Genomic DNA, 12,886 nt, shown 5'->3' with positions numbered 1-12,886 from the left:
GGGTCAAGCGACGGCTACGACGTCGAGAATCCGTTGCACCACCCGATCCTGGTCGATGCCGGCGGCTTCGGCCTCGAACGACAGAATGATGCGGTGACGCAACACGTCGAACAGCACCGCTTGGATGTCTTCCGGGCTGACGAAGTCGCGACCGGCCAGCCAGGCGTGGGCGCGGGCGCAGCGGTCGAGGGCGATCGAGCCGCGCGGGCTGGCGCCGTAGGCGATCCACTCGGCCATTTCCGGGTCGAACTTGGCCGGGTTGCGCGTGGCCATGACCAGTTGCACCAGGTATTCCTCCACGGCGTCCGCCATGTACAGCCCGAGGATTTCCTTGCGCGCGGCGAAGATCGCCTGCTGGCTGACCCGGCGTTCGGGCTTGGTTTCGCCGTTGAGGGCTTCGCCCCGGGCCTGTTGCAGGATCCGGCGTTCGACGGCCGCGTCCGGGAAACCCATTTTCACGTGCATCAGGAAGCGGTCGAGCTGCGCTTCGGGCAGCGGGTAGGTGCCTTCCTGCTCGATCGGGTTCTGCGTGGCCATCACCAGAAACAGCGGCGACAACTCGTAAGTGCTGCGCCCGACACTGACCTGACGCTCGGCCATGGCTTCGAGCAATGCCGACTGAACCTTGGCCGGGGCACGGTTGATTTCGTCCGCCAGCACCAGGTTGTGGAAGATCGGCCCTTGCTGAAACACGAAACTGCCGGTTTCCGGGCGATAGATCTCGGTGCCGGTGATGTCGGCCGGCAGCAGGTCCGGGGTGAACTGGATGCGATGGAACTGGGCTTCGATGCCCTCGGCGAGCTCTTTGATCGCTTTGGTCTTGGCCAGACCCGGAGCACCCTCGACCAGCATGTGGCCGTCGGCGAGCAGGGCGATGAGCAAGCGCTCGATGAGTTTTTCCTGGCCGAGAATCTGCGTTGAAAGAAAGGTTCGCAGCGCCAGCAGCGCTTCACGATGTTCCATCGATGACTGTTCCTGGAAAGGGAGGCCACAGGCGTTCGGATAACGCCGGGGCTGGGGGCGTTACTTTAATCCATCGCAGGGGGTGGCGACTAACGGCATTTTGCGCAAAGTGCGGGAAATGACCGGGGGATTTGTTGGAATTTTGTAGGGTGGGGTAGGTGCGGTGTTCTTTCGGGCCCTTTCGCTCGCGAAAGGGCCGGCCCAGATGCCATCAAATCTGGCTGATATAGGTGCCAGTGCCATCAAGAATGTTCTTCAGGGTTTCCTCGACCTCGGCCAGATCCACCATGTCCGGATTGAAGGTGATTTCCAGCACATCATCCCCATTCAACGCATCGGCATCGGCGGCCGCGATTTCGATCTTCAGCAGGGTTTTGGCCAGGGTGACTTTCACGCCATCAAGGGTCGACGGCTCGCCATCCAGGGTGATCTCCAGCTCATCCTCGTCCGGATAGCGGCTCATCAGAAACATTTCGCCCTTGTCGCTGTGGCAGCAGAGCATGGCCATGTTGTCTTCTTCTTCGTCGCACGGGTTGACGATCAAAAGGGCGGTGGTCATTTGCATGGGAAATTCCTGCCTCGGCGGGCGTGTTGGTCGCAATTGGGCGCGATTCTGCCAGCCCCCGGGAATTTCTGCATGTGAGAGTGTCAGAGCATGTGTCGTGAACGCGACACAGGTCAATGGTCATTCCTGGCACGCCTGTACCGTAAAAACGGGGATTCAGACCGGCGTTTCGCCCCATGAATGCTAGTGTTTACCGATGCGCACGCCTTGGTTTACGTGCCAATGACCGAATATGTCGCAGCACCGCAAGCAGACACATTGTCGCACCCATTAAGCTGCGCAACGGATGAGCACCCGTAAAGGCATTGCCAGGGCCCCGCGAGCGGCGCCGGGCAGTCGTTTTTGCAGATGCCCATTCATGGAAGGTGAATGTGACCTGAGTGTCTCGTCCAGCTTCACCCACCTGTCACCCTGTTTCCTCTGCCCGAGATTCAGGAACAGGGCGACGGAACGCCCCGAAAGGGGTTTTGCACGCGACGCTTTCCATCAATAACAAGCCCAAGCGGAGTACCACAGATGGCGTTCTTCACCGCAGCCAGCAAAGCCGACTTCCAGCACCAACTGCAAGCGGCACTGGCGCAGCACATCAGTGAACAGGCACTGCCACAAGTGGCGCTGTTCGCTGAACAATTCTTCGGCATCATTTCCCTGGACGAGCTGACCCAACGTCGCCTCTCCGACCTCGCTGGCTGTACTCTTTCTGCGTGGCGCCTGCTTGAGCGCTTCGATCACGCGCAACCGCAAGTGCGCGTCTACAACCCCGATTACGAACGTCACGGCTGGCAGTCGACCCACACCGCGGTCGAAGTGCTGCACCATGACTTGCCGTTCCTGGTGGACTCGGTGCGTACCGAGCTGAACCGTCGCGGCTACAGCATCCACACCCTGCAGACCACCGTGCTCAGCGTGCGTCGTGGCAGCAAGGGCGAGTTGCTGGAAATCCTGCCAAAAGGCACCACCGGCGAAGGCGTACTGCACGAGTCGCTGATGTACCTGGAAATCGACCGCTGCGCCAACGCGGCCGAATTGAATGTGCTGTCCAAGGAACTGGAACAGGTCCTGGGTGAAGTCCGCGTCGCGGTCGCCGATTTCGAGCCGATGAAGGCCAAGGTGCAGGAAATCCTCACCAAGCTCGATAACAGCGCATTCCCCGTCGATGCCGACGAGAAGACCGAAATCAAGAGCTTCCTGGAATGGCTGGTGGGCAACCACTTCACCTTCCTTGGCTACGAAGAGTTCACCGTTGTCGATCAGGCCGATGGCGGCCATATCGAATACGACCAGAACTCCTTCCTCGGCCTGACCAAGATGCTGCGTACCGGTCTGACCAATGAAGACCGCCACATCGAAGACTATGCCGTGAACTACCTGCGCGAAGCGACACTGCTGTCGTTCGCCAAGGCCGCGCATCCGAGCCGCGTGCACCGTCCGGCCTACCCGGACTACGTGTCGATTCGCGAAATCGATGCCGACGGCAAAGTGATCAAGGAACACCGCTTCATGGGCCTGTACACCTCGTCGGTGTATGGCGAGAGCGTACGTGTGATTCCTTTCATCCGTCGCAAGGTCGAGGAAATCGAGCGCCGTTCCGGCTTCCAGTCCAAGGCTCACCTGGGCAAGGAACTGGCACAGGTTCTTGAAGTGCTGCCGCGTGACGACCTGTTCCAGACTCCGGTCGACGAACTGTTCAGCACCGTGATGTCGATCGTGCAGATCCAGGAACGCAACAAGATCCGCGTGTTCCTGCGCAAAGACCCGTACGGCCGTTTCTGCTACTGCCTGGCCTACGTGCCGCGCGACATCTACTCCACCGAAGTTCGCCAGAAGATCCAGCAAGTGCTGATGGAGCGCCTGAAAGCCTCCGACTGCGAGTTCTGGACGTTCTTCTCCGAGTCCGTGCTGGCCCGCGTGCAACTGATCCTGCGCGTCGACCCGAAAAACCGCATCGACATCGACCCGCTGCAACTGGAAAACGAAGTGATCCAGGCCTGCCGGAGCTGGCAGGACGACTACGCTGCACTGACCGTCGAAACCTTCGGCGAAGCCAACGGCACCAACGTGCTGGCCGACTTCCCGAAAGGCTTCCCGGCCGGCTACCGCGAGCGTTTCGCTGCGCATTCGGCCGTGGTCGACATGCAGCACTTGCTCAATCTGAGCGAGAAGAAGCCGCTGGCCATGAGCTTCTACCAGCCGCTGGCCTCCGGCCCACGCGAGCTGCACTGCAAGCTGTATCACGCCGATACCCCGCTGGCCCTGTCCGACGTGTTGCCGATCCTGGAAAACCTCGGCCTGCGCGTGCTCGGTGAATTCCCGTACCGTCTGCGCCACACCAACGGCCGCGAGTTCTGGATTCACGACTTCGCGTTCACCGCCGCCGAAGGCCTGGACCTGGACATCCAGCAACTCAACGACACCCTGCAGGACGCGTTCGTCCACATCGTCCGTGGCGATGCCGAGAACGATGCGTTCAACCGTCTGGTGCTGACCGCCGGCCTGCCATGGCGCGACGTGGCCCTGCTGCGTGCTTATGCTCGTTACCTGAAGCAGATCCGCCTGGGCTTCGACCTCGGCTACATCGCCAGCACCCTGAACAACCACACCGACATCGCTCGCGAACTGACCCGGTTGTTCAAGACCCGTTTCTACCTGGCCCGCAAGCTCGGCAGCGATGATCTGGACGACAAGCAACAACGTCTGGAACAGGCGATCCTGACCGCGCTGGACGACGTTCAGGTCCTCAACGAAGACCGCATCCTGCGTCGTTACCTGGACCTGATCAAAGCGACCCTGCGCACCAACTTCTACCAGACCGACGCCAACGGCCAGAACAAGTCGTACTTCAGCTTCAAGTTCAACCCGCACTTGATCCCTGAGCTGCCGAAACCGGTGCCGAAGTTCGAAATCTTCGTTTACTCGCCACGCGTCGAAGGCGTGCACCTGCGCTTCGGCAACGTCGCTCGCGGTGGCCTGCGCTGGTCCGACCGTGAAGAAGACTTCCGTACCGAAGTCCTCGGTCTGGTAAAAGCCCAGCAAGTGAAGAACTCGGTCATCGTGCCGGTGGGTGCGAAGGGCGGCTTCCTGCCGCGTCGCCTGCCACTGGGCGGCAGCCGTGACGAGATTGCGGCCGAGGGCATCGCCTGCTACCGCATCTTCATCTCGGGCCTGTTGGACATCACCGACAACCTGAAGGACGGCAAACTGGTACCGCCGGCCAACGTCGTGCGTCATGACGACGATGACCCGTACCTGGTGGTCGCGGCGGACAAGGGCACTGCAACCTTCTCCGACATCGCCAACGGCATCGCCATCGACTACGGCTTCTGGCTGGGTGACGCATTCGCGTCCGGTGGTTCGGCCGGTTACGACCACAAGAAAATGGGCATCACCGCCAAGGGCGCGTGGGTTGGCGTACAGCGCCACTTCCGCGAGCGCGGCATCAATGTCCAGGAAGACAGCATCACGGTGGTCGGCGTGGGTGACATGGCCGGTGACGTGTTCGGTAACGGCCTGTTGATGTCCGACAAGCTGCAACTGGTTGCCGCGTTCAACCACATGCACATCTTTATCGATCCGAATCCGGATCCGGCCACCAGCTTCGCCGAGCGTCAGCGCATGTTCGATCTGCCGCGTTCGGCCTGGTCCGACTACGACACCAGCATCATGTCCGAAGGCGGCGGCATCTTCTCGCGCAGCGCGAAGAGCATCGCCATCTCGCCACAGATGAAAGAGCGCTTCGACATCCAGGCCGACAAGCTGACCCCGACCGAACTGCTGAACGCCTTGCTCAAGGCGCCGGTGGATCTGCTGTGGAACGGTGGTATCGGTACTTACGTGAAAGCCAGCACCGAGAACCACGCCGATGTGGGCGACAAGGCCAACGATGCGCTGCGTGTGAACGGCAACGAGCTGCGCTGCAAAGTCGTGGGCGAGGGCGGTAACCTCGGCATGACCCAACTGGGTCGTGTGGAGTTCGGTCTCAATGGCGGCGGTTCCAACACCGACTTCATCGACAACGCCGGTGGCGTGGACTGCTCCGACCACGAAGTGAACATCAAGATCCTGCTGAACGAAGTGGTTCAGGCCGGCGACATGACCGACAAGCAACGCAACCAGTTGCTGGCGAGCATGACCGACGAAGTCGGTGGTCTGGTGCTGGGCAACAACTACAAGCAGACACAGGCTCTGTCCCTGGCGGCCCGCCGTGCTTACGCGCGCATCGCTGAGTACAAGCGTCTGATGAGCGACCTGGAAGGCCGTGGCAAGCTGGATCGCGCCATCGAGTTCCTGCCGACCGAAGAGCAACTGGCCGAACGCGTTGCTGAAGGCCATGGTCTGACCCGTCCTGAGCTGTCGGTGCTGATCTCGTACAGCAAGATCGACCTCAAGGAGCAGCTGCTGGGCTCCCTGGTGCCGGACGACGATTACCTGACCCGCGACATGGAAACGGCGTTCCCGCCGACCCTGGTCAGCAAGTTCTCCGAAGCCATGCGTCGTCACCGCCTGAAGCGCGAGATCGTCAGCACCCAGATCGCCAACGATCTGGTCAACCACATGGGCATCACCTTCGTTCAGCGACTCAAAGAGTCCACCGGCATGACTCCGGCGAACGTGGCTGGCGCTTACGTGATCGTGCGCGACATCTTCCACCTCCCGCACTGGTTCCGTCAGATCGAAGCGCTGGACTACCAGGTCAGCGCTGACGTGCAACTGGAGCTGATGGACGAGCTGATGCGTCTGGGCCGTCGCGCCACGCGCTGGTTCCTGCGTGCCCGCCGCAACGAGCAGAACGCTGCCCGTGACGTCGCGCATTTCGGTCCGCACCTCAAAGAGCTGGGCCTGAAGCTGGATGAACTGTTGAGCGGCGAAATCCGCGAAAACTGGCAGGCGCGCTATCAGGCATACGTCGCCGCCGGTGTACCGGAACTGCTGGCGCGTATGGTGGCGGGGACTACCCACCTCTACACGCTGCTGCCGATCATCGAAGCGGCCGACGTGACCGGTCAGGATCCAGCCGAAGTGGCCAAGGCGTACTTCGCCGTGGGCAGCGCGCTGGACATCACCTGGTACATTTCGCAGATCAGCGCCTTGCCGGTTGAAAACAACTGGCAGGCCCTGGCCCGTGAAGCGTTCCGCGACGACGTCGACTGGCAGCAACGCGCGATCACCATCGCCGTTCTGCAAGCGGGCGGCGGTAACCTGGACGTGGAAGAGCGTCTGGCGCTGTGGATGGCGCAACACGACGCGATGATCCAGCGCTGGCGCGCCATGCTGGTGGAAATCCGTGCCGCCAGCGGCACCGACTACGCCATGTACGCGGTGGCCAACCGTGAGCTGAACGACGTGGCGCTGAGCGGTCAGGCGGTCGTGCCTGCTGCGGCGACGGCGGAGCTTGAGCTTGCTTGAGTAGCCGTTGAATGAAAAAGCCCCTGCATTGTGAGATGCCGGGGCTTTTTTATGTCTGTTGGATTCGTGTTGTTTGTTCCGGCCCTTTCGTCGGAACGCCGCCCGGAGCTAGCTCGCTCCCACACTTGGAACGCATTTCCCTGTGGGAGCGAGCCTGCTCGCGATAGCGGTATTAGAGTCACTGCAATTTAAGTACTTGTTTACGCTCAAGCATCGACACATTACCTGCCGATCTGGTCAATAAATTACTGAGCGACTGGTCAAACTTATGCAGCGCCCGAACTTGCACGTTCTGCTGTTCATTAATATCCGCCACGATATCTTCCGAACGCTTGTAATCCGCCCATAACGGACTCAGCGCTCTGGCATCCGTCCCTTTGGCCGTGCCGATATAGTTGAACTTCCCGTCATAAAAATCAGCACTCACATCCGCCTTGACGTCCGAACTGCGTGAAGTAATCAACTGGCTGTGAGTGTCGACGATCGCCACCACATCCGGGTTGGCCGCGCGCAGGCTTTGCATGTCCGGATACACCGTGACCGAACCGAACTGGCGTTGCAGCGAGGCTTTCACCCAATCCACCGCCATGTCCGGTTGCGAGGTGGCGACGTAGGCGTCGTGGATCGGCTGCACCAGCAGGCTCTGGCCGAAACCGGTGCCGGCGTTGGCCTTGTAGTTGCGCAGGTAGTCGCGGTTGGTCTGGGTGCTTGGGCTGTAAATCACACCAAGTGACACGGCCGGGCCGGCCTTCACAGTGGTCATGCTGCTGCGGCCAACCGGGTGAGGCAGCAGGGTGTCGAGTGACGATACCGCTTTGGGCGCGGTGGGGATCGAGCAGGCAGTCAGTGTCAGCAGTGAAATGGTCAAGATGCTGGCGAACACAGGTTTCATGGTGTTTCTCCCGTGAGACAACTTGAGTAGAAAATCCTGGGCAGCCGTGCTGTCGGCCACTGATTCATGTTACCCCGACAAAAATTATATTAAATGGGGATCCAGGTGAAGTTTGGCAGGGCAATAGTCTTGTTTGGCGTGTTCTTGGTTTTCTAATTGCGACGGGAAATAAAAAAAGCTCAAATCCTGATTTGAGCTTTTTACTTATGAATGAACGAGTTTTTCTATTGAATTGTTAATGCTCAGTAATAGGGGCGTTCATCGTTTGATGACTTAAGCCAGAATTCGCATCAATACCGGTTTCAGTTCCGAGTTTACCTTGATGATGGCGCCTACCAGAAGCCGTTCCTGACTGTCGATTGCAATTGCCTCCGAAAGCTGGACGTCATCCAGCGTAAACAACCCCTCCTTGTTAAAGCTCAAATCAGGTTTGCCATTCTGCAGGATTCGGGCAAGTGGAAGGTAGGATGGCGCTGTCCCCGATTCCATCGAATTACCGGTAGCGATAATCCTGCCCTGTTGGTCGATCAAGCTATCGTGCCAAGAGAGACTTCTGCTTTCGTCGTTAGGAGTGAGAACAGGTTTACCTTCATTGAAGTCTTGCGCAATGTCTCCCGAGTGAGTGACGCTCGTAATGTAACCTTTATTGGGGAAACCCATTTTTTGACCGGCAATGAGCAGTGTTCCCGAGTTTGACTTTGCAATGGAAACAATATTGTTTGGGAAGTTTAAGTGCTTGAGCAGCAGATATCCATTGTCTGCAAAGTTACGTACTTGTTCTCCGGCTGCCGTATACATGGCCACTAACCCCACCCATCTGTTGTCGACGTTTGCGTTGCCTGCTACGCCGATCAGGTTGTCGGAAACTTTAATAATTTTGTAAATGTTTGCTGGGTAATCCGGGTGCCTGATATCAATGTAGGGCTTGCCATTGTTGAAATCATTGTCGGGTTGACCAGAGCTTAAAATTTGAATGAGGTAGTTGTTGTGGATGAACAGTATTTTTCCGTCAGGAAATACGATAGGCGCACTTGAAGAGTGTCCACCTTCCGATGATGGTGCGGGCAGGGATGACGTCGCAGGAGAGACGGGGAGCGGGATAACGATCTTCCCACTCTTGCCAAACTCAGTTTTGTAATTTCCGTGGTTGTTGAAGCAGGCAAGGGCGGCCATCGCCTGGCCGTCGTTCTGATGTGAGCCATGAAGCAATATGCTTTCATCTTCCAGCAGCCTGATACTTAATCCTGATGATTTTCCTTCGTTGGCAAATTTGTCCAGTACAAATCCATGATTTGCGTAGCTTTCATCGGTGGTGCCATCGGCTGCAATGCGACCCAATACAAAGTTATCAGCAGTGCTGCTGACCAACAGTGTTCGGTCTTTTGAGTCAGTGACCAATCCCTGAATTCTCGATAGCCCGCTATTGGGGCCGGGTATGTGAATGGTCACTTTCCCCCTCTCGCCGAAAGTTTCATCCAGATGTGCGGGAGAGCGGTTGCCGGACATTTTCAGATCCTCATTGATTTGGAACTTCCTGAGGATCATTTAGCTTTTCACTATTGCTGTCTACTGTAAGACTTGACAGTAGACAAGGTCGTTAATTTAAAGGTGGCGCAATGGCTATCTTCGAATTCGCCATCAACCTTATTCCAATGAGTAGCAGCGGAAAGCAAGAAGGGCCCTGTTCAATTGGCCCTTCTGAATTTTCGTGCTGTCTCAGTCGTTTTTCAGCGGAATCAGAACTTTGTCATCAGGCGAGAGCACCATGAACACCAGCAACCTGGCCGGCTTGCTCTTGCTGGCATTTTTCGAGATCAAATGCTCGGAACCGGCCGGCTCGTACCAGTATTGGCCTTTCTTGTAGGTGATCGGTTGTTCACCCTTGACCTGGGAAACGATCTCGCCTTCGAGCACGTACGCCATGGCGGTGCCGTCGTGTTTGTGGGCGATCGAGGACTGGCCGGGTTTGTAATCGACTTCGATCATCATGGCTTTTTTGCCCGGGACGTTTTTCAGCATCTGATCCTGCAGCACCGAGATTTTCTCGGACGGCGAATCGGTGCCGTGGGCCAGTGCCGAAGCGCTGATGGTGAGGGCCAGAGCGGCGAGCGGGGCGGCAAGCAAGCGCAGGATTTTCATGGTGATCACCTGATGAAGTGGGGGAGTCGGTGATCACAGTAGTCCGCGGGCCGGGGTATTCAAACGGCCAATGTTCGGGAAGTTTGGGTGACCAATCTGGGGGATATCAGCGCTTTTGAGTACGCCATCGCGAGCAGGCTCGCTCCCACATTCAACCGTATTCAAATGTGGGAGCGAGCCTGCTCGCGATGGGGTCTTTAAGGTCAAACGATCGGAAAAGAGTTGAAATCCACGCTATTGGCCAGACGACTGTCGATCAGGTCGATGAAGCCCTGGGCTTCCGGGCGATTGAAATGCGCCTGCATCGCCGCTTCCGATTGCCAGCGGGCGCTGACCGTCCAGCGGTGGCTGTCCTCGGGGCAGCGGTCGACCATGTAGGAATCGCAGCCCGGCGTCTGGCGCAGGGTTTCGACGATCTTCTGCAACTGCTTGCCCAGCTCCTCCGATCGGCCGGCTGCAGCCTGCACCTGTACGGTGTTGATCACTTCGTTGGACATTGCTCACACTCCTGAATCAGGCCGGACGAATCCTGCTCATTGAGGGATAACGCTTGTGCAGGATAGGCCTGCCCCCCCGGATCACCAATAACCAATCGGCGGTTAATCGCTTAGGCCAATTTAATCAACGACCTGTTGCAGAATGTCGCGCAGGCGGTCCAGCGCGATGTCGATGTCCAGCGTCTCGATGGCACCGAAACCGAAGTACATCCCGCTTCTGGCCGGCTGCTGATAATAGAAGCCGTCGATGGCATACAGCCCGACTTCGACTTTTTTCGCCAGTTCGATCACCAGCGGCAAATCGATCGGCACCTTGCAGAACACCGCCATGTGAAAACCCGCGCTGGGTGGCACGGCCTCCAGCCACGGCGACAGGTCGGTGGCCATGCGCGCCAGAATCCGCTCGCGGCGCTGGGCATAAATGGTGTGGCAGCGGCGGATGTGCTTGAGCAGACAGCCTTCGGCGATGAACTTGGCCAGCGCCCATTGCGGCAGGGTGGAGGCGTGCAGGTCGGTGAGCTGCTTGGCGCGGATCACCGCTTCGAGAATCGCCGGCGGCAGGATCGCGTAGCCCAATCGCAGCTCTGGCAGCAGGGTTTTCGAGAAGGTGCCGACGTAGGCGACGATGCCGCGCTGATCGAGCTTGTGCAGCGAATCCGTCGGGCGGCCCTCGTAGCGGAACTCGCTGTCATAGTCGTCCTCAATGATGATCGCGCCCAACTCATGGGCCCGCTCAAGCAGGGCTTCGCGCCGCGCCTGACTCATCGGCATCCCCAGCGGAAACTGGTGCGACGGCGTTACGTAAATCAGCCGCGTGCCCTCGGGAATCCGCTCGACCTGAATGCCCTCGGCATCCACCGGCACACCGACCACCGTCGCCCCGTGAGTGCCGAACAGCAGCCGCGCCGGCGGGTAGCCGGGATCTTCCATCGCCACCAGACTGCCGGGGCGAATCAACACGCGGGTGATCAGATCCAGCGCCTGCTGCGCGCCGTTGCACACCACGATGTCTTCGTCCTGACAGTTCACGCCACGGGAAAACGCGATGTGCCGAGCAATCGCATTGCGCAGCGCCGGCAGTCCTTCCGGCACGCTGTAAAAGCCTTTGGAATTGGCCATCTGCCGCAGCGCGTGAGCGACGCAGCGGCGCCAGTCATCCTGGGGAAACTGGCCCTTGCTGGTGGCGCCGCCGATGAAGTCGTAGCGCAGCGAGCCCTCGAGCGTCGGGTGGCGCAGGAACACCGGCAGATTGCGCCAGCTCTCGATCACTTCGGCGCTCGCCAGGTCACTGTGATTTTGCTTGCGCTCGATGGTCGCCGGGCGCGCGTTGACGTAAGTGCCTTTGCCGATCACGCCGGTGAGGAAATTCTCGTAAGTGAGCTGCGCGTAGGTGTCGGAAATGGTCTTGCGCGAGATCCCCAGTTGCTCGGCGAGCAAACGGCTGGGCGGTAACTGGGTGCCGGCGGCCAGACGCCCGGATTCAATGGCGCCGCGCAGTTGCTGGTACAACTGACCGGCCAGATCCTTGCGGCCATTGATCACGACATGCAGTTCCATACCGACGGGGCGCTCCGGGCGATTGAGTGTGCCGGCCAGATTACTCCCGAATGCAGTATCGACAGAAGTTGCGTAGTGCAAATCCCGCAAATTGGCATAGGGCCCTGTGGGAGCTGGCTTGCCAGCGATAGCGGTGTATCTGCTGACATCTATGTTGAATGTGATTGCCCCATCGCTGGCAAGCCAGCTCCCACAGGAATGTTGTTTTACTTGAATCAGTGGTCTGCCATTTTTTCGTGGAATTGGGGCTGTAACGTTGCCCAACCAGCGCTTACCGTGAAATCACTCTTCTGCTGCCCGAGGCCCGCCCATGTCCCCGCGTCTGGATTACTACAGCGCATCGCCCAAAGCGATGAAAGCGATGATTGGCCTGGAAGCGCTGACCAGCAACCTGAGCATCGAACCGCCGCTGCTGCACCTGATCAAGATCCGCGCCTCGCAACTCAACGGCTGCGCATTCTGCACCGACATGCATTCGGTGGAAGCGCGGCGGGCTGGGGAGACGGATCGACGGCTGTACGCCATCGCGGTCTGGCGCGACAGCGGCTTCTTCAGCCTGCGCGAGCGGGCGGCGCTGGCCTGGACCGAGGCGGTGACGCTGCTGGCGGACAGCCGGGTGCCTGACGATGTTTACCAGCAGGCGCGGGAACAGTTCAACGAGACCGAACTGGTGGACCTGACCATGGCCGTCAGCACCATCAACAGCTGGAATCGCCTGGCGGTGAGCTTCCGCCAGATTCCCAGCGACTGAACTCCAGACCTCGATCGTTCCCACGCTCCCACGCCCCACACAGTGATCGTTCCCATGCTCCGCGTGGGAATGCCTCTGGGGACGCTCCGCGTCCAGTGACGCAGAGCGTCACGGACTGC

At 59.1% G+C, this 12,886-nt stretch carries 9 protein-coding genes; 2 read left to right on the top strand and 7 right to left on the bottom strand.

Going from position 1 to position 12,886, the window contains the following annotated elements:
* Positions 1-3 precede the first annotated feature (3 nt).
* Together AC07Y2_RS25435 and AC07Y2_RS25430 are read right to left on the bottom strand one after the other, a co-directional pair.
* Positions 4-963 carry an AAA family ATPase gene (locus AC07Y2_RS25435; protein ID WP_011334589.1) on the bottom strand — a complete coding sequence of 320 codons (960 nt, stop codon included), beginning with the start codon at positions 961-963 and terminating at the stop codon, positions 4-6.
* A gap of 211 nt (positions 964-1,174) precedes the next feature.
* Positions 1,175-1,528, bottom strand: a complete 354-nt coding sequence (locus tag AC07Y2_RS25430) for a hypothetical protein (protein WP_039766815.1) — start codon at positions 1,526-1,528, stop codon at positions 1,175-1,177.
* A gap of 516 nt (positions 1,529-2,044) precedes the next feature.
* Between AC07Y2_RS25430 and AC07Y2_RS25425 the strand changes: the two genes are divergently transcribed.
* Positions 2,045-6,931 carry an NAD-glutamate dehydrogenase gene (locus tag AC07Y2_RS25425; protein WP_103387185.1) on the top strand — a complete coding sequence of 1,629 codons (4,887 nt, stop codon included), beginning with the start codon at positions 2,045-2,047 and terminating at the stop codon, positions 6,929-6,931.
* Between the two features lie 178 nt (positions 6,932-7,109).
* Here AC07Y2_RS25425 and AC07Y2_RS25420 read toward each other — a convergent pair whose 3' ends face one another.
* From AC07Y2_RS25420 to pdxR, 5 genes are all read right to left on the bottom strand, one after another.
* Positions 7,110-7,823: an ATPase gene (locus AC07Y2_RS25420; protein WP_103387186.1), complete on the bottom strand. Its 714-nt coding sequence runs from the start codon at positions 7,821-7,823 to the stop codon at positions 7,110-7,112.
* A 273-nt stretch (positions 7,824-8,096) separates the two neighbouring features.
* Positions 8,097-9,329 carry a hypothetical protein gene (locus tag AC07Y2_RS25415; RefSeq protein WP_134333943.1) on the bottom strand — a complete coding sequence of 411 codons (1,233 nt, stop codon included), beginning with the start codon at positions 9,327-9,329 and terminating at the stop codon, positions 8,097-8,099.
* 210 nt (positions 9,330-9,539) lie between these two features.
* Entirely contained in the window at positions 9,540-9,962 is a 423-nt protein-coding gene (locus AC07Y2_RS25410; protein ID WP_103387187.1) for a cupin domain-containing protein, read from the bottom strand.
* 203 nt (positions 9,963-10,165) lie between these two features.
* Complete coding sequence (locus AC07Y2_RS25405; protein WP_039773274.1) at positions 10,166-10,459, bottom strand: putative quinol monooxygenase; 294 nt, start codon at positions 10,457-10,459, stop codon at positions 10,166-10,168.
* Positions 10,460-10,579: 120 nt separating this feature from the next.
* Complete coding sequence (gene pdxR, locus AC07Y2_RS25400; protein ID WP_103387188.1) at positions 10,580-12,016, bottom strand: MocR-like pyridoxine biosynthesis transcription factor PdxR; 1,437 nt, start codon at positions 12,014-12,016, stop codon at positions 10,580-10,582.
* Positions 12,017-12,326: 310 nt separating this feature from the next.
* Here pdxR and AC07Y2_RS25395 point away from each other — a divergent pair, with 310 nt between their 5' ends.
* On the top strand, positions 12,327-12,767 hold the full coding sequence (locus AC07Y2_RS25395) for a carboxymuconolactone decarboxylase family protein (RefSeq protein WP_039773270.1): 441 nt from the start codon (positions 12,327-12,329) through the stop codon (positions 12,765-12,767).
* Positions 12,768-12,886 lie beyond the last annotated feature (119 nt).

It is taken from the genome of Pseudomonas sp. GW456-12-1-14-TSB6 (assembly GCF_059424205.1).
This window is presented reverse-complemented; position numbering and strand designations above follow the sequence as displayed.

Coding starts and splice junctions, on each gene's coding strand:
- AC07Y2_RS25415 (WP_134333943.1), bottom strand. CDS start 9,329: ATGTCCGGCAACCGCTCTCCCGCACATCTGGATGAAACTTTCGGCGAG.
- AC07Y2_RS25405 (WP_039773274.1), bottom strand. CDS start 10,459: ATGTCCAACGAAGTGATCAACACCGTACAGGTGCAGGCTGCAGCCGGC.
- pdxR (WP_103387188.1), bottom strand. CDS start 12,016: ATGGAACTGCATGTCGTGATCAATGGCCGCAAGGATCTGGCCGGTCAG.
- AC07Y2_RS25395 (WP_039773270.1), top strand. CDS start 12,327: ATGTCCCCGCGTCTGGATTACTACAGCGCATCGCCCAAAGCGATGAAA.
- AC07Y2_RS25410 (WP_103387187.1), bottom strand. CDS start 9,962: ATGAAAATCCTGCGCTTGCTTGCCGCCCCGCTCGCCGCTCTGGCCCTC.
- AC07Y2_RS25430 (WP_039766815.1), bottom strand. CDS start 1,528: ATGCAAATGACCACCGCCCTTTTGATCGTCAACCCGTGCGACGAAGAA.
- AC07Y2_RS25425 (WP_103387185.1), top strand. CDS start 2,045: ATGGCGTTCTTCACCGCAGCCAGCAAAGCCGACTTCCAGCACCAACTG.
- AC07Y2_RS25420 (WP_103387186.1), bottom strand. CDS start 7,823: ATGAAACCTGTGTTCGCCAGCATCTTGACCATTTCACTGCTGACACTG.
- AC07Y2_RS25435 (WP_011334589.1), bottom strand. CDS start 963: ATGGAACATCGTGAAGCGCTGCTGGCGCTGCGAACCTTTCTTTCAACG.